Source organism: Novosphingobium sp. 63-713, assembly GCF_001898925.1.
In the GTDB taxonomy this organism is placed as follows: domain Bacteria; phylum Pseudomonadota; class Alphaproteobacteria; order Sphingomonadales; family Sphingomonadaceae; genus Novosphingobium.
This window is the reverse complement of record NZ_MKVS01000053.1, coordinates 45,960-69,713: the sequence shown is the minus strand read 5'-3', so window position 1 is coordinate 69,713 and position 23,754 is coordinate 45,960. Positions and strand designations below refer to the sequence as shown.

At 63.0% G+C, this 23,754-nt stretch carries 21 protein-coding genes and 2 tRNA genes; 9 read left to right on the top strand and 14 right to left on the bottom strand.

Translation table 11 applies throughout. The annotated features are described in order from the left end of the window. Positions 1 to 83 precede the first annotated feature (83 nt). On the top strand, positions 84 to 755 hold the full coding sequence (locus BGP00_RS24745) for a PilZ domain-containing protein (protein ID WP_172249268.1): 672 nt from the start codon (positions 84 to 86) through the stop codon (positions 753 to 755). A 10-nt stretch (positions 756 to 765) separates the two neighbouring features. Here BGP00_RS24745 and BGP00_RS24740 read toward each other — a convergent pair whose 3' ends face one another. The 5 genes from BGP00_RS24740 to BGP00_RS24720 form a co-directional block, all read right to left on the bottom strand. Beyond that, positions 766 to 1,158 carry a hypothetical protein gene (locus BGP00_RS24740; RefSeq protein ID WP_292692416.1) on the bottom strand — a complete coding sequence of 131 codons (393 nt, stop codon included), beginning with the start codon at positions 1,156 to 1,158 and terminating at the stop codon, positions 766 to 768. Between the two features lie 111 nt (positions 1,159 to 1,269). Beyond that, complete coding sequence (locus BGP00_RS24735) at positions 1,270 to 1,770, bottom strand: hypothetical protein (RefSeq protein ID WP_292692418.1); 501 nt, start codon at positions 1,768 to 1,770, stop codon at positions 1,270 to 1,272. 150 nt (positions 1,771 to 1,920) lie between these two features. Continuing rightward, positions 1,921 to 1,995, bottom strand: a tRNA-Asn gene (locus tag BGP00_RS24730). 66 nt (positions 1,996 to 2,061) lie between these two features. Beyond that, positions 2,062 to 2,136: transfer RNA gene (locus tag BGP00_RS24725), tRNA-Asn, on the bottom strand. Positions 2,137 to 2,261: 125 nt separating this feature from the next. Next, the gene (locus BGP00_RS24720; RefSeq protein WP_292692420.1) at positions 2,262 to 3,041 is read right to left on the bottom strand and encodes an NAD kinase; all 780 of its coding nucleotides are present in this window, start codon (positions 3,039 to 3,041) and stop codon (positions 2,262 to 2,264) included. A gap of 184 nt (positions 3,042 to 3,225) precedes the next feature. Here BGP00_RS24720 and BGP00_RS24715 point away from each other — a divergent pair, with 184 nt between their 5' ends. Together BGP00_RS24715 and BGP00_RS24710 are read left to right on the top strand one after the other, a co-directional pair. Then, complete coding sequence (locus tag BGP00_RS24715; RefSeq protein ID WP_292925935.1) at positions 3,226 to 4,602, top strand: GGDEF domain-containing phosphodiesterase; 1,377 nt, start codon at positions 3,226 to 3,228, stop codon at positions 4,600 to 4,602. A 215-nt stretch (positions 4,603 to 4,817) separates the two neighbouring features. Then, complete coding sequence (locus BGP00_RS24710) at positions 4,818 to 5,279, top strand: cache domain-containing protein (RefSeq protein WP_168603889.1); 462 nt, start codon at positions 4,818 to 4,820, stop codon at positions 5,277 to 5,279. A gap of 214 nt (positions 5,280 to 5,493) precedes the next feature. Here BGP00_RS24710 and mfd read toward each other — a convergent pair whose 3' ends face one another. From mfd to BGP00_RS24695, 3 genes are all read right to left on the bottom strand, one after another. After that, complete coding sequence (gene mfd, locus BGP00_RS24705; protein WP_292692423.1) at positions 5,494 to 8,985, bottom strand: transcription-repair coupling factor; 3,492 nt, start codon at positions 8,983 to 8,985, stop codon at positions 5,494 to 5,496. Between the two features lie 190 nt (positions 8,986 to 9,175). Continuing rightward, positions 9,176 to 9,460: a succinate dehydrogenase assembly factor 2 gene (locus BGP00_RS24700; protein WP_292692425.1), complete on the bottom strand. Its 285-nt coding sequence runs from the start codon at positions 9,458 to 9,460 to the stop codon at positions 9,176 to 9,178. A gap of 60 nt (positions 9,461 to 9,520) precedes the next feature. Beyond that, positions 9,521 to 9,907 (bottom strand): host attachment protein, encoded by a 387-nt coding sequence (locus BGP00_RS24695; RefSeq protein ID WP_168603886.1) that lies wholly within the window; start codon positions 9,905 to 9,907, stop codon positions 9,521 to 9,523. Between the two features lie 161 nt (positions 9,908 to 10,068). Here BGP00_RS24695 and recG point away from each other — a divergent pair, with 161 nt between their 5' ends. Beyond that, on the top strand, positions 10,069 to 12,126 hold the full coding sequence (gene recG, locus BGP00_RS24690) for an ATP-dependent DNA helicase RecG (RefSeq protein ID WP_292692427.1): 2,058 nt from the start codon (positions 10,069 to 10,071) through the stop codon (positions 12,124 to 12,126). Between the two features lie 239 nt (positions 12,127 to 12,365). Here recG and BGP00_RS24685 read toward each other — a convergent pair whose 3' ends face one another. Then, the gene (locus BGP00_RS24685; RefSeq protein ID WP_292692429.1) at positions 12,366 to 13,325 is read right to left on the bottom strand and encodes a 2-hydroxyacid dehydrogenase; all 960 of its coding nucleotides are present in this window, start codon (positions 13,323 to 13,325) and stop codon (positions 12,366 to 12,368) included. A 252-nt stretch (positions 13,326 to 13,577) separates the two neighbouring features. Between BGP00_RS24685 and BGP00_RS24680 the strand changes: the two genes are divergently transcribed. Beyond that, positions 13,578 to 14,384, top strand: coding sequence for a TorF family putative porin (locus BGP00_RS24680; RefSeq protein ID WP_168604102.1), 807 nt, complete (start codon positions 13,578 to 13,580; stop codon positions 14,382 to 14,384). 97 nt (positions 14,385 to 14,481) lie between these two features. On the opposite strand, the gene BGP00_RS24675 is transcribed toward BGP00_RS24680, so the two are convergent. Continuing rightward, positions 14,482 to 15,417: a 2-oxoglutarate and iron-dependent oxygenase domain-containing protein gene (locus BGP00_RS24675; protein WP_292692431.1), complete on the bottom strand. Its 936-nt coding sequence runs from the start codon at positions 15,415 to 15,417 to the stop codon at positions 14,482 to 14,484. Positions 15,418 to 15,494: 77 nt separating this feature from the next. Here BGP00_RS24675 and BGP00_RS24670 point away from each other — a divergent pair, with 77 nt between their 5' ends. Further along, positions 15,495 to 15,914, top strand: coding sequence for an EVE domain-containing protein (locus BGP00_RS24670; RefSeq protein WP_168603882.1), 420 nt, complete (start codon positions 15,495 to 15,497; stop codon positions 15,912 to 15,914). Positions 15,915 to 16,027: 113 nt separating this feature from the next. Further along, positions 16,028 to 16,318, top strand: coding sequence for a hypothetical protein (locus BGP00_RS24665; RefSeq protein WP_292692434.1), 291 nt, complete (start codon positions 16,028 to 16,030; stop codon positions 16,316 to 16,318). 26 nt (positions 16,319 to 16,344) lie between these two features. Here the strand turns inward: BGP00_RS24665 and BGP00_RS24660 are convergent, their stop codons facing one another. Beyond that, the gene (locus BGP00_RS24660) at positions 16,345 to 17,706 is read right to left on the bottom strand and encodes an MFS transporter (RefSeq protein ID WP_292692436.1); all 1,362 of its coding nucleotides are present in this window, start codon (positions 17,704 to 17,706) and stop codon (positions 16,345 to 16,347) included. 247 nt (positions 17,707 to 17,953) lie between these two features. On the opposite strand from BGP00_RS24660, the gene pgsA reads away from it, so the two are divergent. Then, complete coding sequence (pgsA, locus tag BGP00_RS24655) at positions 17,954 to 18,547, top strand: CDP-diacylglycerol--glycerol-3-phosphate 3-phosphatidyltransferase (RefSeq protein WP_168603879.1); 594 nt, start codon at positions 17,954 to 17,956, stop codon at positions 18,545 to 18,547. A 204-nt stretch (positions 18,548 to 18,751) separates the two neighbouring features. Here the strand turns inward: pgsA and BGP00_RS24650 are convergent, their stop codons facing one another. The 3 genes from BGP00_RS24650 to rnd are packed head-to-tail and all read right to left on the bottom strand — an operon-like array spanning position 18,752 to position 21,562. Beyond that, positions 18,752 to 19,384 carry a YitT family protein gene (locus tag BGP00_RS24650; RefSeq protein WP_292692438.1) on the bottom strand — a complete coding sequence of 211 codons (633 nt, stop codon included), beginning with the start codon at positions 19,382 to 19,384 and terminating at the stop codon, positions 18,752 to 18,754. A 46-nt stretch (positions 19,385 to 19,430) separates the two neighbouring features. Continuing rightward, positions 19,431 to 20,327: a hydrogen peroxide-inducible genes activator gene (locus tag BGP00_RS24645; protein WP_168603877.1), complete on the bottom strand. Its 897-nt coding sequence runs from the start codon at positions 20,325 to 20,327 to the stop codon at positions 19,431 to 19,433. After that, the gene (rnd, locus tag BGP00_RS24640) at positions 20,324 to 21,562 is read right to left on the bottom strand and encodes a ribonuclease D (protein ID WP_292692440.1); all 1,239 of its coding nucleotides are present in this window, start codon (positions 21,560 to 21,562) and stop codon (positions 20,324 to 20,326) included. Before rnd ends, BGP00_RS24645 begins: the two co-directional genes overlap by 4 nt. Positions 21,563 to 21,784: 222 nt before the next feature. On the opposite strand from rnd, the gene aspS reads away from it, so the two are divergent. Next, the gene (gene aspS, locus BGP00_RS24635) at positions 21,785 to 23,605 is read left to right on the top strand and encodes an aspartate--tRNA ligase (RefSeq protein WP_292923200.1); all 1,821 of its coding nucleotides are present in this window, start codon (positions 21,785 to 21,787) and stop codon (positions 23,603 to 23,605) included. Positions 23,606 to 23,754 lie beyond the last annotated feature (149 nt).

Sequence of the window (23,754 nt, the reverse complement as noted above, 5' to 3'; positions counted from 1 at the left end):
TTCCTGCAATGTATAGGATGCAATCAGGGGGAAGGGGTTTTGCCTCCTTTCCTGCGGGCAAACTATCGCAGGTGGATCAATCGGTGAGTCAAGACGTCTTCCGTCCCGAAATGACAGCGCATTCCGCGCCTGAGATCGGGCAGGCGTCTGGCGCGGAGTTGCGCGGCGCGCCGCGTTTCACGCTGCTGGTGCGCTCGGCCAAGCTGATTATCGACGGGCGCGAATATCTTTGCGTGCTGCGCGATGCTTCGGCCACCGGTTGCAAGGTGCGCCTGTTTCACCCGTTGCCTTCCTACAGTTCGCTGGCGCTGGAAACATCGAGCGGCGAACGCTTTGCCATGGAATTGATGTGGAACCGCGACGATCACGCCGGTTTCCGTTTCTTCGACATGATCAATGTCCAGCGCCTGCTGGATGACAAATGCGGCCTTTATGCCAAGCGGCAGATTCGGCTCAAGACCGATGCCGAAGCCATCGTCTTTGCCAATGGCCAGCAGATCCGCGCAATGATGCGCGACATTTCCCAGCAGGGCGCCTGCATCGAATGTCCCGAAAGGCTGATGCTGCGCCAACCGGTGCGGATCGAGACTGTCGGCTTTCCCCCGATCCACGCCAAGGTGGTCTGGCGCCAGCAGCCGCGCCATGGGCTGGTGTTTGACCGGGGCTTTCTGATGGAAGAGCTGGCGCAGAATATCGCCAAGATGCATGAGGCGCATGGATCGACGCCTCCGGGCCGTTTCCGCGCCGCCTGCTGAAGGTTTTTCCTTACAACACCTTTTTGGGCCTTTTGGCGCCCTTGTGGTGGCGATGGTCGCGCAGGATCAGCGTCGTGCCTTCCTCGCCGATCGCATAGTCCTTGCAGGCCTGCTCAATCAGCGCATCGACATCCTCCTCGCTGGCCTCAGGGTGGATGGGAATGCGCGCGATGGTCATGCCCTCGGCCGGATCATCGACCGAGAGAAAGAAACTGGCCGCATCCCCCAGCGCATCGATGTTGAACCCGCCATTGATATGCCATGTCGTGCCATCCACGCTGAAGATCGGGCGGCGGCAATGGTTGCAATGGGCATAGAAAGCCCCGTCAATGCGATCCCTGGCCTTGTGATCGGGCGAATGTCGGCGGGTAAACCAGCATTGGGTGAGCGCGAAGGTGGACATGGCGAGACCCTGAGCAAGGGGGAGACGCTGCCAGTTTAGGCTCAATCGCTGATATTGTGGTTATTTTGGATTAAGCAATCCGCCCGGGGCAAACCCCTGCGTCATTGACACTTACGGCCCTTCCTGGCGCTGCTCGGCCCTTTCGACATCGCTGGTAATGCCCGTCAGGCGGCGTTTGACGCGCACATGGTCGCCCGCCATGGTCTGGGGCAATCCGGTGCGGATCTGCTGGCTTTCGCTGCCGGATGAGCCCGCCTGCACATGCATGTCGAAGGATTGCTCGCTCGAATGCAAACGGGTGCATTCGCGCTGGGGCGAATCCTCCTGCGGGCAGGCAAAGGCTTCGGTCCACATGTTAACCGCGACGATGGCCGAGTCGGTCCCATTATAGACTGTCACCGGCAGGTCCAGCACCAGTTCGCCGCCGCTGATCGTCCCCTTGGTGCCTTCGGTTTCCACCTGTACGCTGCCGTCGATGAAATGTTTGCTCGCCTCCATGATCCGCCACGCCGCTGTGCCTCCGGCCAGCACGAAAAGCGCCAGCAGCAGATGGACCGGCCGCCATTGCAGCAGATTGCGCGGATCATGCGAATTGAGCGATTGCGTCGGCATCGGGTTTCCTGACGGGGTCTGGAAACATCCTATGCTTCGCGCCTTGTTAAACAGGCGCTGCAAAATGGGGTGAATGCAAATTAAGCGTGTTTTTGCGCGGCGGCGCAGCATGGCTTCGCGATGGCGTTGCGCTGATTTTTTGGAAAAGGGTGGCTCCCTGAGTAGGATTCGAACCTACGGCCGCTCGATTAACAGTCGAGAGCTCTACCGCTGAGCTATCAGGGAACAGGCCGGCGATGCCGGGCGGTGATATGTTTTCATCGCATCGGGCCTTGGCCCAAGGTGATGAAATGGCTCCCTGAGTAGGATTCGAACCTACGGCCGCTCGATTAACAGTCGAGAGCTCTACCGCTGAGCTATCAGGGAACAGTCCGGCGAACCGGGCAGGTGCGCGCCAATACCATCTTGTCCGGCTTTGACAAGCCCGCATTGGTGCGGAATGGAAATTTTTTGCCTATCATGTGGAAAAGTCGGTGGATTTATTCGGGCGATTACACCTGAAACTGTTCGGCAAAGATTCGCTCATCCAGACTCGAATGGCGGTCGAACAACAGCGTGAGCGAATGTTCGCGATTGGCGGATACGCGGACATGGGCAATATCGCGCACTTCCTTCTGGTCGGCCACTGCCGCCACCGGGCGCTTGTCGGGCTCGAGCACGCGGAATTCGACCGTGGCATTGTCCTTGATGATCGCCCCCTTCCACCGGCGCGGGCGGAACGGGCTGATCGGGGTCAGCGCCAGAATGCCGCTGCCCATCGGCAGGATCGGGCCATTGGCCGACAGGTTATAGGCGGTCGACCCGGCAGGCGTGGCCACCAGAATGCCGTCACAGGCCAGTTCGGCCAGCCGCACCTTGCCATTGACCGAAATCTCGATCTTGGCCGTCTGGCGCGTTTCGCGCAGCAGCGAGACCTCATTGATTGCATAGAAATGCTGTGTCTCGCCCGCCCATGTGGTGCAGGTCATCTCCAGCGGCGCCACGGCCAGCTTGCTGGCCTTGGCCACGCGGGTGGCGATGGGCTTGGTCGATTTGGGCTTGTTCATCATAAAGCCCACCGTGCCGTGATTGAGCCCATAGGCCGGGATTACGCGCCCCGCATCCAGCATCCGGTGCAGCACCGTCAACATGAACCCGTCGCCGCCCAGAACCACCACCACATCGGCTTCTTCCAACGGCACCCAAGGGTGATCATTGGCCATCAATTCGGCCGCCGCCATCGCCTTGGGCGTGTCCGATACCACCAGCGCCAGGCGCAATTCTTCTGTCATTGCCGAAATTTCCGCTTTGCAAAATGGCTGTAAATTGGATCGCCGGGCTGATGGCTGGCCCTTCTGGGCCTCATAGGCGGGCTTTTGCCCAATTGCCAGCGCGGCCTTTGTGACAAGGTCCAATCAAGAGAAGGTTTTGGCAAGAGCTTATCGCCTATGTTAAAAGCTTGTTCGAACAAACAGCGTGAAAGCACCGATGCCCTTTCGTCACAATTTGCCCGCCGGGATTATACCTGCGGTGATGCAGGACCATGACGATGCGGGCCGTGATCCGCTGACCGGTCTTTTGACGCTGGATGCATCGCGCGACCGATTGGCCGAATGGGTGGAGCAGGGCAAATCGGCGGCCGAAACGGGCGGGGGCATTCCGCGCGTCCATGCGATGCTGATGGGCATCCGGCGGTTCGAAACGATCAATCTGGCCTATGGCGAGGCGACAGGCGATGCCGCGCTGATCGAGGTGGCCACGCGCATCGCCCGGCTGGCGACGGAGAGCCTGAACGGCCCATGGTTTGCCGCGCGCGGGCCTGGGGGCACGTTTCTGCTGATTGTGGACGAGGCATGCAGCCGCGAGCGCTGGCACGCCTTTGCCGATCAACTGGCTGACCGCATCGCCCAGCCGATCCAGCGCCGGGTGGGCACGCTGCGTCTCTCGCCGCGCATCGCCCTGCTGCGCGTGCTGGTGGGCGAAAGCGCGGAGAGCGCGATGGACCGGCTGGCCCAGACGCTGGCCGTGGCGCAGCGCGATGTGGCGCGCCGGGTGGTCTGGGTCGATGGCGAGACGAACCGGGCGGGGCGCACGGCGGCGCAATTGGAGGCCGACCTGCTCCACGCCATCGACAAGGGCGAGATCGAGGTCCACTACCAGCCGCAATTCGCGCTGGACGAGGAAGGCAACGAGCATCTCTCGGGCGCCGAGGCGCTGGCGCGGTGGAACCATCCCAAGCTGGGGCGGATCGGGGCGGCGGCACTGTTTGCGATTGCCGACCGGGCCGATCATCTGGCGCCCCTGTCGCGCCATATTGCCGAAACTGCGCTCAATGCCGCATCGGCATGGCCGGGGCATCTGCGGCTCTCGCTTAACGTAACGGCGGCCGATCTGGCGGCGGTCAGCTTTACCTTCGACCTTGGCAAGGCGCTGGGCAAGAGCGGCTTTCCCACCGACCGGCTGACGCTGGAGGTGACCGAACAGGTGCTGGTGGCGGATATGACGCTGGCCGAAAGGTCGCTCTCTGATCTGGCGCGGCTGGGGATCAGGATCGCGCTGGATGATTTCGGGGCGGGTTTCTGCAATTTCCATTATCTCAAAACCCTGCCGCTGCATTATCTCAAGCTCGACCGCTCGATGGTCGATGGCATTACCGATGATCCGCGCGATCTGGCGGTGCTGCGCGCAATTGTGGCCATGGCCAAGGCGCTTGACCTTGATGTCGTGGCCGAGGGCATTGAGACCGAGGCCCAGCGCCTGACCGTCGCGCGTGAAGGCTGCGCCTGTTATCAGGGCTTTGTCCGTGCCCAGCCGATGCCCGAGGCGGCCTTTCTGGCGCTGGTGCGCGGCTGATCCTCATACCCTGAGCGCGCGCGGCCTTATCCCTTCGGCCAAAGACAAACTGCCCCATCGGCTTGATCTGGCTCCACGACCTACGCGCGCGTCGGTGCCACATAGACTGTCATCAACGCCGCATGGAGGCTGGCGCTGAATCGCTGCCAAGCGGCGGGCGAGCGACCTGCGGTCAGAACGCAGGCCGGGCCCGCCGAGGATGGAGATCAGAAGTGATGACCGTGTTCTCTCGTTTGCTGCTCGCCCCCGCGCTGTTTGCGCTGGCCATTCCCGCCGCCATCGCCGCGCCCCATGCCAGCTCGACCGAGGCGCAGGGCCTGCTCGACCGCGCCGTGGTCGAATTGACCAAGGAAGGCCCCGCCAAGGCCTTTGCCGAATTCAGCGACCCCAAGGCAGGCTTTGCCCACAAAGACCTCTACGTCTTCGTCTTTAACACCAAGGGCGTCTATGAAGCCACCGGCGCCAACCCAAAACTGATCGGCACCAGCGCCATCGACATGACCGATGCCGAGGGCAAGCTGCTGGTGCAGGCCATCATCGCCTCGGTCAAGGATCAGCCCGAAGGCCGCGTCGATTACGTCTGGCTCAACCGCGCCGACAATCGCGTCGAACACAAGGTCTCGCTCGTGCGCCGGGTAGGGGATCATATTGTGGGGGTGGGGTATTATAAGGGGTAAGGTTTGAAGGTGTTATGCCTCCGGCGGGTTAAGGGCGGGGGCCCTTAACAATCCCTTTTTGGGGTGGCGCTTCCTTGGCCAAGAAGCGCCTATCCGCGACGCGGTTTAACAGCCTGCGGCGCGGCAATGTCGCGTAACGCCAAATCCTTGGCGCAACATGGACAGTATCGGGATTGTTAAGGGCCAAGACCCTTAACCCGCCGGAGGCCAACCCTTACTTCTTCTTCCCCTTCCGAGCCACCGCACTCAACCCCTTGGTCAGTTGGAACAGCCCGTTCAACCGCGCCTTGGGATCGCCCCATGCGCGCTGGACCACCAGTTTGGAATCGGGCCTCAGCTTCACCGCCCCGCCGACGCGCTCGACATAGGCGAACAGTCCGGCCGGATCGGGGAAATTGTCGTTGTGGAACGCGACGAGCGTACCGCGCGGCCCCACGTCGATCTTGGCGATATGGGCCTCGATGGCCTGGCGCTTGATCTGGATAAGCTGGATGAGGTTTTCGGTGGCCGAGGGCAGGGGGCCAAACCGGTCGATCATTTCGGCCGAGAGCGCCTCGATCTCGCGCGTATCCTCGGCATCGTTCAACCGGCGATAGAGCGCCATGCGGACGGCCAGATCCGGGACGTAATCCTCCGGGATCATGATCGGCGCATCGACCGTGATCTGGGGCGAGAGGCCCTTGGTGCTCTCGCGCTCCAGCCCGTATTCGCCCGCCTTGGCGGCCAGAATCGCATCCTCCAGCATCGACTGATAGAGCTCGAAGCCGACCTCGCGGATATGGCCCGACTGCTCATCGCCCAGCAGATTGCCCGCGCCGCGAATGTCGAGATCGTGGCTGGCCAGTTGGAAGCCCGCGCCCAGCGAATCGAGATCGCCCAGCACTTTCAGCCGCTTCTCCGCCGTCTCGTTCAGCGCCCGGCCCGCAGGCGTGGTGAGGTATGCATAGGCCCGCAGTTTCGAGCGCCCTACGCGCCCGCGCAACTGATAGAGCTGGGCCAGCCCGAAACGGTCCGCGCGGTGGATGATGATCGTGTTGGCCGAGGGGATGTCGATCCCGCTTTCCACAATCGTGGTCGAAACCAGCACGTCATAGCGCCGCTCGTAGAACGCGCTCATGCGCTCCTCGACCTCGCTGGGCGACATCTGGCCATGGGCGGCGATATATTTGACCTCGGGCACGGCGGCGTGCAGCCAGTCCTCGATCTCGGCCATATCGGAAATGCGCGGCACGACGATAAAGCTCTGCCCGCCGCGATGATGTTCGCGCAGCAAAGCCTCGCGCATCACCACCTCGTCCCACTCCATCACATAGGTGCGCACGGCCAGGCGATCGACCGGCGGCGTCTGGATGGTGGAAAGCTCGCGCAGGCCCGACATGGCCATCTGCAAGGTGCGCGGGATGGGCGTTGCCGTCAGCGTCAGCATGTGAACGTCGGCGCGCAATTGCTTCAACCGCTCCTTGTGGTTGACGCCAAAGCGCTGTTCTTCGTCAACGATAACAAGGCCCAGCCGCTTGAACTTCACATTCTTGGCCAAAAGCGCATGGGTGCCGACCACAATGTCCACCGTGCCGTCCTCCAGCCCCGCGCGGGTCAGGCTGGCCTCCTTGTCGGGTACAAGGCGCGAGAGGCGGCCCACATTGAGCGGGAAACCGGCAAAGCGCTCGGTAAAGCCCTTGTGGTGCTGGCGCGCGAGCAAAGTGGTGGGCGCGACAACAGCTACCTGTTGCCCCGCCATGGCGGCAACGAAAGCCGCGCGCAGCGCCACCTCGGTCTTGCCAAAGCCCACATCGCCGCAGACGAGGCGGTCCATCGGGCGGCCGGAGGCCAGATCCTCGATCACATCGGAGATCGCCGCTTCCTGATCCTCAGTCTCCTGCCAAGGGAAGCGGTCGCAGAAGGGATCATAGCTGGCCGGATCGGACAGCAGCGCGGGCGCGGTTTTCAGCGCGCGAAGGGCAGCGGTTTTCAACAATTCATGCGCGATCTCGCGGATGCGTTCGCGCAGTTTCGCGCGCCGCTTCTGCCATCCCTCGCCGCCCAGCCGATCCAGCGCAACGCCCTCGGATTCGGACCCAAAGCGCGAGAGCACATCGAGATTTTCCACCGGCACATAGAGCTTGTCGCCCCCTGCATAGGTGAGCATTACACAGTCATGCGCCGACCCGCCGACCGGGATCGACTGCAGGCCCTCATAGCGCCCGATGCCATGCTCCATATGCACGACCAGATCGCCCGGCGTCAGCGCGGCCAGTTCGGCCAAAAAGGCGTCGGCCGATTTCTTCTTCTTTTTGCGGCGCACCAGACGGTCGCCCAGCAGGTCCTGCTCGGTGACCAGTTCGATGTCGGCATTGGCAAAACCGGTGTCGAGTGGCAGCACGATGGCCGCCACGCGCCCGGTCCCGGCAATGCCCAGCGCCTCCTGCCAATTGTCGGCCATGGTCGGGCCGGGAGATTGCGCCTCGGCAAGGATCGAGGTGATGCGCGCCCGGCTGCCGGTGGAATAGGCGGCAAGGATCGCGCGGCGGCCGGAGCGCGCGGCGGTCAGCAGGTGTTTGGCGGCGGCCTCATAGGCATTGTCGCCCCGTGCGCGTTCGGGGGCGAAATCGCGGGCATTGCCAAAGGCGAAATCGACCGTGGCCGCGCCATCGGGCTGGGGGAAGGGTTCCGCCCGGTGGGCGGGCCATGCGGCCAGACGCTGCGTCAGCTCATCCTGCGTCAGATAGAGCGAGGCGGGTTCAAGCGGGCGATAGGCGCCCGGCGCCTTGCCGGATGTGTCCTTGCGGGCCGCGTAATAGTCGGCAATGTCGGTCAGGCGCTCTTCGGCGGAATGAGCCGCCGAGGCATCGACCACCAGCAGATCATCGGCCGCCAGATGGTCGAAAATCGTGACCAGCCGGTCCTCCAGCAGCGGCAGCCAATGTTCCATCCCCGCCAGACGCCGCCCATCGGTGATCGCCTGATAGAGCGGATCGGAGGTGGCCGTCGCCCCGAACATCTCGCGATAGCGGGTGCGGAAGCGCTTGACGGTGGCATCCTCCAGCATCGCCTCGCTGGCGGGCAGCAGCAGGTGCTGCTCCACCGTGCCCACGGTGCGCTGGGTGTTGGGATCGAACAGGCGCAGGGTCTCGATCTCGTCGCCAAAGAAATCGAGGCGCAGGCCGTGTTCCAGCCCCGAGGGGAAAATGTCGAAGATCGAGCCGCGCACCGCATATTCGCCAGCATCCGCCACCGTATCGGTCCGCGCATAGCCCGCGCGCGACAGCAGCGAGGTCAGCGTTTCGCGCCCCACCTCGGCCCCGGATTTGAGCAAGCGCACCGATTCGCGGATGCGGAAGGGCGTGAGCACCCTTTGCAGCACGGCGGCAATCGTCGTGACCAGTAGTTGCGGAGTCTTGGCGGGCTGTTGCAACCGATGCAGCGCGGCAAGGCGGCGCGAGGAGACCGACAGCGCCGGGCTGGAGCGGTCATAGGGCAGGCAGTCCCACGCGGGAAATTCGATGACCTCCAGCTCGGGCGCAAACACCGGGGCGACATCGGCAATCGAGCGCATCGCGGCTTCGTCGGCGGCCACGAACACCGCGCGGCCCCCCTTGTGCGAGGCTGCCCGCGCCAGATCGGCCAGCACCAGAGGCTGGCTGCCGCGCGACAGGCCCGCCAGCGTCAGGGGCGATTTGGCGCCAAGAATGCGGGAGATATCAGCCATGTTCAATCCGTGTCCAAACAGCCCCATGGGCAACAGCAATCGCCCGCCGCACCGATTCGGTGGGCGGGGGCGTGGGTTGTCTGCGCTTTAGGGGAGATTGAAGGGGGAGGAAAGGGAAGCGATGGGGGATGCCCCAAAGAGAAGGGATGGTGCGAGAGTCATAGCCCTCGCGCCTATCCTCTAAACCCGTTCAACGCGGAATATCGACGTAATCCAGCTTTTTCAAAGCCGCCATCATCGGCCCTTCATATTCGGGCGGGGTATTCAGCGTGCCCAGCGCCCAGCCCATGATGTCCACATCTTCCTCGTCGATCAGTTTTTCGAACCATACGAGCTGTTCCTCGCCCCACTGGGCATGGAACGTGTCGAAGAAGCCGCCGATCATGTAATCGGCCTCACGCGTGCCGCGATGCCATGCGCGATAGTGCAGGCGTTTCAGACGGTCCTGATGGGCTTGGTCAAGGGAGTCGGTCATAGGGCCTCGGTTAGGCCAGCGCGGGCCGCAGATCAATGATTGATGCGGCCCGCAAACCTGTCAGCGCCCGCGCAGCTGCGCGAGGATTTCGGGCCCTCTGGCCTCGCCCAGATCCTTGGCCAGTTCGCCCAGTAGCGCCTGCTCGATGCCCTTGGTATAGGCCTTGCGCAATTCGCCAAGGCTGCGCGGGCCGGCGATGACCACAAGATGGGCGATCCGGTGTCCCTGCACCTCCTGCGCCAGCCATTCGACGGCGGCGGCGGCATGGGCGTCATGGGCCATGGTGACGGTAGAACCATGATGGCTGGCGCCCGAATGGTTATGCGTGTCCAGACGCGGCGCAGGGGCCTCGGCCAGCTCCGGATTGGCCTCGTCGCCAATGTTGCGGAACAGGCGGAAATTGTGCGCGTCGATCACGGCGATCACGGTGCCATGGGGCAGAAGCATCTTTGTCTCCATATCCTCCCGGTGTTGTCGGCCGGGAAGGGAACAGGACGCCGATTTCGCGCCGCCGTCCATGCGCAAGGTCAAATTGCGCCCAAGGTCAAATTGGCCAGGGCAAAGATTCGGGAGTGGCACCTTTTGTTCCATGCGCTAATAGCCTGTCCATGCGTCCCGATTTGCTCAATCCGCTGTTTGCCGAGGCCGGGGGCCTCAAAGGTGTGGGGCCGGGTCTGGCCCGCCCGCTTGAAAAGCTGGGGCTGAAACGGATCCGGGATTTCATCTATCATTTGCCCGACCGTTTCGTGCATCGCCGCGCGATTGCCGATCTGGACGAGGGCAGCATCGGCGAACAGGTGGTCATCGCGCTGACTCCGGTGGAATATCGCGGCGGGCCATCGCCCAAGGCGCCGTTTCGCGTGCTGGCCGAGGATGCGAAAGGCAACCTTTGCACGCTGGCCTATTTCGGGCGCAATGCGGGCTGGGCCAAAAAGCAGTTGCCGCTGGGCGAGAAGCGCTGGGTGGCCGGGCGGCTGGATCAGTTCGGCCAGAATTTGCAGATCGTCCACCCCGACCATGTGAACCCCGAAGGTGCGGCCATGCTGGGGCAACTGGCCGAGGCGATCTATCCCTTGTCCGAGGGTCTGACACAGGGCCGGATGGCCGCGCTGGTGCAGCAGGCGCTCAAACATGCGCCGGACCTGCCCGAATGGTGCGAGCCGGGCGTGGTGGACCGGATGGGCTGGCCGGTCTGGCGCGAGGCTCTGACACAGGCGCATCGCGATGAGCATAAAGAGGCGCGCGACCGGCTGGCCTATGACGAATTGCTGGCCAATTCTCTGGCGCTGATGCTGGTGCGGGCCAGCAACCGGCGGGCGCAGGGGCAGCCTCTGCGCGGCGACGGGCGGTTGCGCGGGGCCTTGAAACTGCCCTTTGCCCTGACAGGTGCGCAGCGCCGCGCGATTGCTGAGATCGAGGGCGATCTGGCGCAGGCGGCGCCGATGCTGCGTTTGCTGCAAGGCGATGTTGGTTCGGGTAAGACGGTGGTGGCGCTTGAAAGCCTGCTGATTGCGGTGGAGGCCGGGGCGCAGGGGGCGCTACTGGCCCCGACCGAAATCCTTGCGCGCCAGCATTTTGAAACCTTGCGCCGGATGGCCGCGCCCACGGGCGTCAACATCGCGCTCTATACCGGGCGCGACAAGGGCCGCGCGCGCGAATCGATCCTGATGGGCCTGATGGATGGCAGCATCGACATCGTGATCGGCACCCATGCGATCTTTCAGGACGCGGTGGTCTATCGCAATCTGGGCCTTGTGGTGATCGACGAGCAGCACCGCTTTGGCGTGGGCCAGCGGCTGATGCTGACGCAAAAGGGCAAGGGCACGCATTGCCTGGCCATGACCGCCACGCCCATTCCGCGCACGCTGACGCTGGCGCAATATGGCGAGATGGATGTGAGCCGCCTCGATGAACTCCCGCCCGGGCGGCAGGCCATCGACACGCGCGTGGTGGCACAGGAACGGCTGGGCGATGTGGTCGAGGCGCTGGCCCGCCATTTCAGCACCGGGCAGCAGGCCTATTGGGTATGCCCCATGGTGCGCGAGAGCGAAGTGGCCGACCTTGCCGCCGCCGAGGAGCGCCACGAGATGCTCTCCCTGCGCTTTGGCGAGGATGCCGTGCTGGTCCATGGCCAGATGAAGCCCGAGCAGAAAGACGCCGCGATGGAGCGTTTCGCCAGCGGGCAGGCCAAGCTGCTGGTGGCGACCACCGTGATTGAGGTGGGCGTGGACGTGCCCAATGCCACGTTGATGGTGATCGAGCAGGCCGAGCGTTTCGGTCTTGCCCAATTGCATCAGCTGCGCGGGCGCGTGGGGCGGGGCAGCGAGAAATCGACCTGCCTGCTCCTGCGCGGCGAGACGTTGAGCGAGGTGTCGCGCGAGCGGCTGGCGCTGATGCGCGAGACGCAGGATGGCTTCCGGCTGGCCGAGGAGGATCTGCGTCTGCGCGGCGGCGGCGAATTGCTGGGGACGCGGCAGTCGGGGGATACGCCGTTTCGCGTGGCCTCGCTGGACCAGATCACCCGCCTGCTGCCGATGGCGCATGATGATGCGCGGCTGCTGATCGAGCGCGATGGGGGGCTGACCGGAGAGCGAGGGGCGGCGGCGCGGGTGTTGTTGTACTTGTTCGAGCGGGATTGGGGGGTGCAGTTGTTGCGGGGTGGGTAGGAAGGGTTTGCCTCCGGCGGGTTAAGGGCGGGGGCCCTTAACAATCCCGATAATGGGGGCAGGTTTGCGAAGTTGCGTTGGTTGATAAAGCCTGCGGCGCGGCGAACTCGCGCTGTTTGGCGCCGCAGGCTTTCAAATATCAACGTTGCGTATTCCGCTCTTCGGCGACCCCATACGCCACCCCAGTAATGGGATTGCAAAGGGACAGAGTCCCTTTGCCCGCCGGAGGCAAAACCCTCTTATAAAATCCCCAAAACCTCGGTCACCGGCGTCAACGCCCCCTTGCCCGAAAACCAACTGACCAGATTATCCACCACCAGTTGCCCCATGGCGGCCCGCGTGCTGACCGATGCCGATCCGATATGGGGCAGCAGCACCAGTCCGGGCATGTCGAGCAATTCGGCAGGCACGCGCGGTTCGTTCTCGAACACGTCAAGCCCGGCGGTCAGGATTTTCCCCTCGCGCAGGGCGGCGATCAGCGCCTGCGTATCGACCACGCTGCCCCGCGCCACATTGATCAGCACTCCGTCTGGACCCAGCGCCTCGAGCACGGCCGCATTCACCGTATGGCGCGTAGCCGCCCCGCCGGGGATCAGTACGATCAGCACGTCGACCGCTTCGGCCAGCGCCAGCGGCGTGGGATAATAGGCATAGGGCACGTCCTGCGGGCGGCGTCCGCAATAGGCGATATCGACCGCGAATCCCTCGAGTCGCCGCGCCACCGCCTTGCCGATGTCGCCAAGGCCCAGGATGCCCACGCGCCGCCCGCGCAGGGATGTCGAGAGCGGGAAGGAGCGTTCGCGCCATTTGCCCGCGCGCAGATGGCGTTCGGCGGCGGGGATCTGGCGAATCGTGGCCAGCAGCAGGCCCAGCGCCAGATCGGCGGTTTCCTCGGTCAGCACGCCGGGCGTGTTGGTGACGATAACCCGGCGGGCCAGCGCCGCATCGACATCGATATTGTCATAGCCCACACCAAAGCTGGCGATGATTTCCGCGGACGGCAGATGCGCCAGCAGATCCTCGCCCACCCGGCCATAGAGGGTCGATGTTGCCACGCCGCGAATGCGCGGTCCGATTTCGCGCAGAAAGGCCGGTTTGTCCGAAACCTCCCAGAGATGGTGCGTTTGGAAGCGTTCACCCAACTGGGCAATGACGGTTGGCAGCATCGGAGCGGTAATCAGAATTTCAGGCGGAATCATGGGGTTTCCAATGTAAATGGTGCTATTTTTGCCACGCCTGTTTCGCGAATGCAGCATGAAATTTCGTTTTATCGTTGAAAATGGAATATTGATACGCTAATCACCGCCCATCGGACACGAAACCCAAAGACGATTTAAACGTCAGGATGGCTTCGGTTGCGATTGCAGGCGGGACGACATCTCTTGTTCAGGGTGGAGTCCACAAAAATGAAGGCACACAAGAATTTCCGCGCTTTGGCTGGTCTTGCCGGTATGGCTCTGGCGCTCAGCGCTCAGGCTGCCAAGGCTGAAGACGCCGCTGCGCCCGCCGCTCCCAAGGAATTCACCGTCACGGGCAGCGTTTCTGTTCTCAGCGACTATCGTCTGCGCGGCGTGTCGCAGACCGACCGCGGCAAAACGCTGCAGGCCGGTGTGACCGTTACCCACAAGAGCGGTTTTTACGGCAGCATCTTCAGCTCGAACCTGGCCGGTTGGGGCACGTTCGGCGGTCCGAACCTCGAATTCGACCTCATCGGCGGCTATGCCAAGGCCGTTGGCCCGGTCACGATCGATGCCGGTCTGACCTGGTACATGTATCCCGATGGCGCGGCCAAGACCGACTTTGCCGAACCCTATGTCAAGGTTTCGGGCGCGGTTGGCCCGGTCAGCTATCTGGCGGGCGTGGCCTATGCCCCCAAGCAGAAGGCGCTGGGCAACTATTCGAACACGCCCTACAGCCATGGTCAGGCTTACGACAACCTCTACCTGTGGGGCGACACGTCCTACGTGGTGCCCTCGACCAAGCTGAAGCTGAAGGGTCACCTTGGTTACTCGAAGGGTAACCCCGGCCTTGGCCCGAACGGCACCTCGGTGGCGCCCACGGGCTCGTATTTCGACTGGCAGTTGGGCGGCGAATATCCGATTGGCCCGTTCACCTTCGGCGTGTCCTGGGTCGATACCGACATCAGCAAGGCCAAGGCTGCCTATCTCCAGCCCAATTTCTCGGTCCAGAATGGCCGCCTTGCCGGTCAGAGCATTGCCGGCAGCACGGCGCTGTTCTCGGCGACCGTATCGTTCTGATGCCCTGAACTGCGGGCGCTATCGTGAGGGATGGCGTCCGCAGGACAGCACGAAACGTGAAAAGCGCGGGAGAGGGATGGCCTCTCCCGCGCTTTTCTTATTTCTTGAGGCCGATTTCTCGCAGGCGCTCCTGCAGGTAATCATCGGCCGTGATCGAGACCGGATAGCGGTCCGGGTTTTCCGGCGTGATGCACTGTTCCAGCGTCTTGAAGGGAAAATCGCTGCGCAGATGCAGGAAGAAGGGCATCGAATAGCGGCTGTGGGCGGCGCGCTCGGCGTCCGGGTTGCGCACGCGATGGGTGGTGCTGGGCAGGACATGGTTGGTCAGACGCTGCAGCATATCGCCGATGTTGATGACGATGGCGCCTTCGGGCGGGGCCACGCCGACCCAACGGCCATCCTTGGTCAGCAGTTCAAGCCCGGCCTCCTGCGCGCCGAGCAGCAGGGTGATGAGGTTGATATCCTCATGGGCGCCTGCGCGAATCGCTCCGCCTTCGGCATCGGCCACCGGCGGATAATGCAGCAGGCGCATCACCGAATTGCCGTCCTCAATGGCCGGATCGAACCAGTTTTCGTCCAGCCCCAGATGCAGCGCGATGCGCGAAAGGATGGTCGCGCCCGCCTTGTCGAATTCGGCATAGAGGCGGGTAAAGACCTCGCGGAAGCCTTCGGGCGAATCGGGCCAGACATTGGGCGCCATGGTCGCGGCCAGCGGCGAACCCTCGGGCAGATCTCGCCCGACATGCCAGAATTCCTTCAGGTCATGCGCCTTGGCGCCCTTGGCAATCTCGGTCTTGAACGGGGTATAGCCGCGCGCGCCGGCGATGCCGGGGATAAAATACTTGCGCTTTTCCTCCTCGGGCAGCGCGAAGAATTGCGCGGTCAGGTCCCATGCCTGTTCGATCAATGCCGGGTCGATGCCGTGGTCCTTGACCAGCGCAAAGCCATATTCGCGGAAGGAAGCGCCGATCGCGCGGGCAAAATCCTGCGGCGCATCGGAAAGCGAGAGAACGGGAAGTTTGGCAAGATCCATGGGTGGTTCCGTGTTGCAACAGGCGCTAAGCTCGCGCCATCCATGAAGCCTCTTTAGGCGATCCGAGACGGGGACGCATGACCAAAATCAAATCCTATTGGCTGATGAAGTCCGAGCCCGATGCCTATTCCTATGACGATCTGGTCAAGGAGGGCGAGGGCACGTGGGACGGGGTGCGCAACCACCGCGCGTCCAACAATATGCGCGCGATGCAGCCGGGCGATCTGGCCTTCTTTTATCATTCGAACATCGGGCTGGAAATCGTGGGCATCATGGAGATAAGCCAGTCGGGCCTGACCGATCCTTCGGATGAAACGGGGCGCTGGGCCTGTGTGAAGGTAAAGCCCGTGCGCAAGTTGAAGCGCCCGGTGACGCTGAAGCAGATCAAGGCCGATCCGGCGCTGGCCGATATCGAAATGCTGCGCCTCTCGCGTCTCTCGGTCAGTGCGATCACGCCGGAGGAATGGGACTATATTATCGCGCTTTCAGGGGGTTAACCGGCCATGGCGCCTGTCCCGATCTGGGGCAGGCCTCCCCCGTCCCAAATGGGGACGGGTTAACCATTGTGGCTCGCTTTCGCAATGGTGAACAAATTCTTAAACCTGCGGGCATGAGACGTTCACTGGTTCTGGGTGACGAAAGCGCCCATCATCCTTTTCTGCAAACGCTGCCGCCCCATGTGCGGGTGGATCGGCCGGTTGCATCGCCCCGGCATGAGGCGCCCGCACCGGCGCCCAAGGCTGCGGCCGCCGATTGGTTTCGACGCCATGCCCATGCTGCGCCGTATATGGTGATCTCCCGCGCGCGCCATTGGCGCCGGGGTCTGACCATGCAGAATCTGCGCGAATTCCTGCTGGCCTATTGCGCCTGTTTTGTCGCGGTGATGGCCTTTATCGCCTGAGCGAAAGGGCCGTCACGCAAAAGAGGTCAGGCAAAAGGACGCGGGCCGCCGTTGATCTCGGCCTCGCGCTCGGCCCGGACCAGCAAAATGGCCAGCCATGCCGAAATCAGGCACATGGCCGCCGAAATCAGCACCAGATCGACGATCTCTACCCCTGCCGCGCCAAGGCCCACGGCAATCGCCGCGCCCACCACCATCGCGCCCGAATTGACCACATTGTTGGCCGCAATCGTGCGCGCGGTCTGCGATTTGTCGACGATGGTGGTCAGGAAAGCATAGAGCGGCACCACGAACATGCCGCCCGCCACCGCAATCCCGCCCAGCGTGGCCAGCAGCAGCGGCGTGAGCGGGTGGTGCAGGAATTCTCCGATGCTCATCAGATGGCCATCGACCGTAGCGGGAAACCGGGTGCAGACCTGCTGAAACGCTACGACGAAGAGCGCCATCACCAGCACGGAAGGCGGCGAATAGCGCGCCGAAACCTTGCCCTTGAGCAGCGCGTTGATCGACACCGAACCCAGCGCCACGCCGATGGAAAAGATCACGAGGAACAGGCTGGCCACTTCCTTGCTGGCGCACAGCACGCGCTTGGCCAGCAGCGGGAATTCGATGAACAGCACCGCGCCCACGGTCCAGAAAAAGCTGATCGACGCGATGGCGAGGAACACGCGGCGATCATGCATCGTGTTCTTCACCAGTTGCACCGAGGCGCGCAGGATGTGGAAATCGAGCGGCTGGGCTTCTTCCTGCGGCGGGGCAGGGGGGACCGAAAGGCAGGTGGCATAACCCACCAGCGCGGTGATGAACACGCCCGCGGCGGCCCATTCGACCGGAATGAACCCGGCCAGAATCGTGCCCGCCAGAATGGCGATATAGGTGCCTGCCTCGACCAGACCCGTGCCCGCCAGCACTTCCTCGGATTTGAGATGTTGCGGCAGGATCGCATATTTGATCGGGCCGAAAAAGGTCGAGTGGATGCCCATGCCCAGCAAAGCCAGCAGGATCAGCGGCATGGCGACAGGCATCAGCAGCATGTCCTGCCACGGCTCCAGCATGCCGTGCTTGGCCTGCCAGGCGATGACCAGCCCCGCGCCGCCCGCGATCATGATGCCGATTTCGGCCAGTTTGACCCAGCGGATGATCTGCGCCTTGTCGCGCATATCGGCCAGTTGTCCGGCCAGCGCCGAGAGGATGAAGAAAGGCACGATGAACAGCGCCGAGGCCACCGCCGAGAAAATCGCTTCGGATTTCTCCGAGTTGAACACGCCATAGACCACGAAGAACACCGCAGCGTTCTTGTAGAGATTGTCGTTGAACGCGCCCAGCAATTGCGTTGCGAACAGGGGCAGGAAGCGCCGCCGATGCAACAGGTGGGTGGATGTCGTCATGCTGTCTTGTCGATCCTTGTTGTGCGCGCTGTCCTAGCGAAACACACGGATGGGGCAAGAGGGGTGATGGGCGCGCGCAAAATTCACCCGAGGGGCGAACAGACGCTCCGGCCCGCGCTTTTGCGGTTGGCGGCCCGCATAAATGCTACGCTGTAGGGGGCGGATGGGGGCAAGGCCGAAGGAAACAGCGACTCTTCGATTACCGTGTCTTTTTTGCGTTGCGGTTAGCGGCTATGGCGATTCGGCCATGCTGACTTTGCCCAACCTGCTCACCCTTTCCCGAATCGTTACCGTGCCCGTGCTGGTCTGGTTGCTGTGGTGGCCCGAATGGACCGCAGGCTATGCGCTTGCTTTCGCCGTTTACTCGCTGATGGGCATCACCGACTATTTCGACGGCTATCTGGCGCGTGCGCAAGGGGCGGTCAGCAAACTGGGCATCTTCCTCGACCCCATCGCCGACAAGATCATGGTGGCCGCCGTTATCCTCGTGCTAACCGCCAAGGGCGTGCTGACCGGTCCCTATGTGGGCGAACTGCATGTGATCGCGGGCCTCATCATCCTGTTGCGCGAGATCGCGGTGTCGGGCCTGCGCGAATTTCTGGGCGGGATTCAGGTGTCGGTGCCGGTATCAAAACTGGCCAAATGGAAAACAACCTTCCAGATCCTGTGCCTGGGCGCGCTGATCCTGGGCCGGGCGATGCCGTGGTGGCTGGTCGATGTGGGCGGCTATGTGGTCAATCTGCCCCATACGGTCGGGCTGACCACGCTGTGGGCGGCGGCGGTGCTGACGCTGGTGACCGGGTGGGATTATTTGCGGGTAGGGCTGAAGCATATGGATTGAGGTTTTTTTGCCTCCGGCGGGTTAAGGGCCTTGGGCCCTTAACAATCCCATGTTGTGCTATAATTTCACCTTTGGGCCACATGGCCGCGCCGCAGGCTTATAAACCGCTTCGCGGGTAGGGCTTCGTTTGCCAGTCCAGCACCACCCCATAACGGGATTGCAAAGGGACGAGTCCCTTTGCCCGCCGGAGGCAAATTTACCGGTTCAAACCTCGCTGCGATACCGATCCGGCCTATGCCAGACCAGCACGACCCCGTTCATCACCAGCGCCGCCACCAACGACCAGAAGCCGCGCTCAAGGCCCAGCACGGCAAAGGCGGAAGAGACGATCACCGCGTCGATGGCCATGCAGATCGCGCCGAAATGCCAGCCTTTCCATTGGGATAGCCAGCGAGCAATGACCGCAAGCCCTCCTACGCCCGTGGCATGGCGCGTGACGGCCAGAATGCCGATGCCCAGCGCTGTGCCGCCCACGATGGCGGCCATGGGCATGGTGATGCGCGCGATGACCAGATTGGCCGCCACTACATCGACCAGCGCCATGATGGACAGCGTGGCGATCGTGGTGCGCAGGATATAGGGCGTGCCAAGCCGCCGCCAGAACAGCGCGAAGATCGGCAGGTTGATCCATGTGAACAGGCTGCCCGGCGGATAGGGCAGGACGTAGGAAAGCAGCAGCGCGATCCCTGCCACGCCCCCGGTGATCAGCCGCGCCTCATGCAGCAGGTCGAGCCCGAGGCCGATCAGCAGGCAGCCGTTCGCAATGCCGAAAATGTCTTCGACAAGCGAATGGGGCACCGTGGGCGAAGCGGCGGATTCGGAAAGAGGCTCTGTCATGATATGTCTCAATCATGACAGAATATTACGCATTATGCAATATGCCTTATCCCGCGCGCAGCTCCTCGGCCAACATGCGGAACTCCTCCGACCGAGGCGATTGCCGCCGCCAGACCAGCGCGATTTCGCGGTTTGCGCTGTCCGAACGCAGGGGGCGGGCCACCACATTCGTCCCGTTCAGGATCCCCGCATCCAGCGCCATTTCGGGCAGCATGGTCAGGCCCAGCCCATTGTCCACCATCTGCACCAGCGTGTGCAGCGAGGTGCCGATCATCGTGGCCGAGGCGCGCAATTCGGGCCGGTTACAGGCCGCCAGCGCATGCTCCTTCAGGCAATGGCCATCCTCGAGCAGCAGCAGCCGGTGCTCGTCGATCAGGTCGGGGCTGATTTCGGCGGGCGGGTCGCGCGGGTCGTCCTTGGGGAAGGCGACGAAGAGCGCGTCCAGCTCGATGGTTTCCTTCTCCACCTCGCCCGTGGCAAAGGGCAGGGCGAGCAGCACGCAATCGGCCCGCCCGTGATGGAGCGATTCGATGGCCTGCGCGCTGGGTTCCTCGCGCAGGAAGAGCTTGAGATTGGGGCGCTCTCGTCGCAGCCGGGGCAACATGCGCGGCAAGAGGAAGGGCGCGATCGTGGGGATCACGCTCATCCGCACCTCGCCCGACAAAGGCTGGGACGAGGAGTGGATGAGGTCGGACAATTCCTCGGCCTCGCGCAAAATCCGGTGCGATTTTTCCACCACCGCATTGCCCAGCGGCGTAAAACGCACATTGCGCTTCGTCCGTTCGACCAGCACCACGCCCAGCAGCGTTTCCAGATCGCGCAAACCTGCAGAAAGCGTCGACTGCGAGACAAAGCACGCCTCCGCCGCCCGGCCGAAATGGCCGTGTTCATGCAGCGCGACCAGATATTGCAACTGTTTGAGCGTGGGCTGGTAAACGCTCATTCTTCCTCGCCCGCTTCCTGTTCAACGGCGGGTGCTTCGGGATTGGCTTCCCGCATGTCGCCGTGCAATTCGTCAACATGGGTCATTTTCAGCCGCCCGTTGACCACGGCAAAGGCCAGCTTGCCCTCGACCAGATCGAGCGCATCGCGGCCAAACACGCCATAGCGCCAGCCTTCCAGCACGCTGACCCCCTTGCGCACGCCGGCGGCCAGCAGTTCCAGATCGTCGCTGCGCGCCAGCAGGCGGGCGGCCACGTCAATTTCGCGCGCGCGGATTTTCAAGAGCAGCTTGAGCAGATCGGCAACCAGCGCGCCTTCCTTGCCCAGCGGCGCCCCGCGCGGGGTTTTGGGCGGCATTTCGGCCTCGCTCAATGGCTGGGCATCGGCCAGAGTCTGCATCAGCCGCTTGCCGATGTCATTGTCCTTCCAGCCGGTGGACAGCCCGCGCACCTTGGCCAGATCGGCCTGGGTCTTGGGCGGGTGGCTGGCAATATCGGCCAATGTTTCGTCGCGGGCGATGCGGCCGCGTGGGATATTCTTGTCCTGCGCCTCATATTCGCGCCATGCCGCAATCGCGCGCAAACGGCCCAGCATCGCCGGATTGCGCCCCGCGGCCTTGATTTTGAGCCACGCGCTCTGGGCATCGTTGCGGTAATTGTCGGGGTCGGCCAAACGCTCCATTTCCGCGTCCAGCCATTGCCCGCGCCCGGTTTTGATCAGGCGTTTCAGGATCTTGGGAAAGATCTTGGAAAGATGGGTGACGTCGCCGATCGCATATTCGATCTGGCGCTCGGTCAACGGGCGGCGGCTCCAGTCGGTGAAACGCGCGCCCTTGTCGATCACCAGCCCCAGCCAGCTTTCGACCAGATTGGAATAGCCGATCTGCTCGCTCTGGCTGATGGCCATCATCGCGATCTGTGTGTCGAAGATCGGGTGAGGGGTCTTGCCGGTCAGGTTGTAGATGATTTCCACATCCTGCCCGCCCGCGTGGAAGATCTTGAGCACATCCTCGTTGTCCACCAGCAGGTCGAGCAGCGGGGACAGATCGAGGTCGGGCGCCTTGGGATCGATGGCGGCGGCCTCATTGGCGTCGGCGATCTGGATCAGACACAGTTCGGGCCAATAGGTGCTCTCGCGCATGAATTCGGTATCGACGCAGACGAATTCCGATTTCGCCAGACGGCTGCAAAGATCGGCCAGCGCGTCGGAAGTGGTGATGAGCTTGTGAATCTTCATCGGTTTCTTTTCTATGCGCCAACCCCTAGAGGTCGGCTTGATGGTTGGCCCGGATGCGGGCCGGAGCCTGCCGACAGCGTGAAAAACGCATATCAGCGGGCGGTTTTGGGCCGGTCTTCGACCCTGTCGGCTTGACAAAAGCGCGGCCATCGCCTGTTAGCCGCGCATCAGCCTGTCCAGCAATGGGCAGGAATCCCCTATCCCTGCCCGATTGGCGCAAGAATGGAAAGAGTTGTCATGTCCTCGCCCAACACACAGGCGCATCCCTATCGCTCGCACACCTGCGGCGCGCTCAATGCGGATGCCGTGGGTCAGAATGTCCGCCTCTCCGGCTGGGTCCACCGCAAGCGTGACCATGGCGGGGTGCTGTTCGTCGACCTGCGCGACCATTACGGCATCACCCAGATCGTGGCCGACAGCGACAGCGCGGCGCTGCCCGTGCTCGAATCTTTGCGCGTGGAAAGCGTGGTGACGATCAACGGCACGGTCAAGGCGCGCAGCGAAGGCACCGTGAACCCCAACCTGCCCACCGGCAGCATCGAGGTCTTTGCCCGCGAGGCCAATGTGCTGAGCCGCGCCGAGGAACTGCCGATGCCGGTGGCGGGCGAGCAGGAATATCCCGAGGAAATCCGCCTCAAGTACCGCTTCCTCGACCTGCGCCGCGAAACGCTGCATGCCAATATCGTCAAGCGCACCAAGGTCATCTCCTCGATGCGCCGCGCGATGGAAGACATCGGTTTTACCGAATATTCGACGCCGATCCTGACGGCTTCCTCGCCCGAAGGCGCGCGCGACTTCCTCGTGCCCAGCCGCATTCATCCCGGCACCTTCTTCGCGCTGCCTCAGGCGCCGCAGCAGTATAAGCAGCTTCTGATGGTGGCCGGTTTCGACCGCTATTTCCAGATCGCCCCCTGCTTCCGCGACGAAGATCCGCGTGCGGACCGTCTGCCGGGCGAATTCTACCAGCTTGACCTCGAAATGAGCTTTGTCACGCAGGAAGAAGTCTGGGAAACGATGGAGCCGGTGATCGGCGGCATCTTTGAAAAGTTTGCCGACGGCCGCAGCGTGACCCCCATCGGCAGCTTCCCGCGCATTGCCTATGACGATGCGATCCTGCGCTATGGCAGCGACAAGCCCGACCTGCGCAACCCGATCCTGATCTCGGACGTGTCGCATCATTTCACGACCAGCGGCTTTGGCCTGTTTGAAAAGATCGTCGGCACGGGCGGCGTTGTGCGCGCCATTCCGGCTCCGAACACGGCGGACAAGAGCCGCAAGTTCTTTGACGAAATGAACGAATGGGCGCGCAGCGAAGGCCATGCCGGGCTTGGCTATGTCACGCGCAAGGGCGGCGAATTCGGCGGCCCGATTGCCAAGAACCACGGCACCGAGGGCATGGAAAAGCTCTATGCCGAACTGGGCCTTGGCGCCGATGACGGCCTGTTCTTTGCCGCAGGCAAGCCCGATCAGGCCGCCAAGCTCGCAGGCGCGGCGCGCACCCGCGTCGGCACGCTGTTGGGCCTGATCGACGAAAACAAGTTTGAGCTGTGCTGGATTGTCGACTTCCCCTTCTTTGAGGAAGGCGAGGAGCCGGGCAGCATCGATTTCGCCCATAACCCCTTCTCGATGCCGCAGGGCGGTCTGGAAGCGCTGACCGATGGGCGCGATCCGCTGTCCATCAAGGCGTTCCAGTATGACCTCGTCTGCAACGGCTTTGAAATCGCTTCGGGTTCGATCCGTAACCAGCACCCGGACCTGATGGTCAAGGCGTTCGAAACGGTCGGTCTGTCCAAGCAGGACGTGGAAGAGCGCTTTGGTGGCATGTATCGCGCGTTCCAGTATGGCGCCCCGCCGCATGGCGGTATGGCCGCTGGTGTGGACCGCATCGTCATGCTGATTTGCGGCGCGCAGAACCTGCGCGAAATCACGCTGTTCCCGATGAACCAGCGCGCCGAGGATCTGCTGATGAACGCGCCTGCTCCCGCCAGTCTGAAGCAGCTTCGCGAGCTTCATATCCGCGTGGTGGAACAGCCCAAGGGCTGATCTTCCGGGACATTACGGTTCAAGCAAGGACTGGTCGAGCACGATACGCTCGGCCAGTCCTTCTTTTTTGCCCATGCCAAAACCTGAGGCGAGAGGCGGTGGAAGCGGTCATAGGCCTCCTCCTCGGCGATGGCGTCGCCCGACACGCG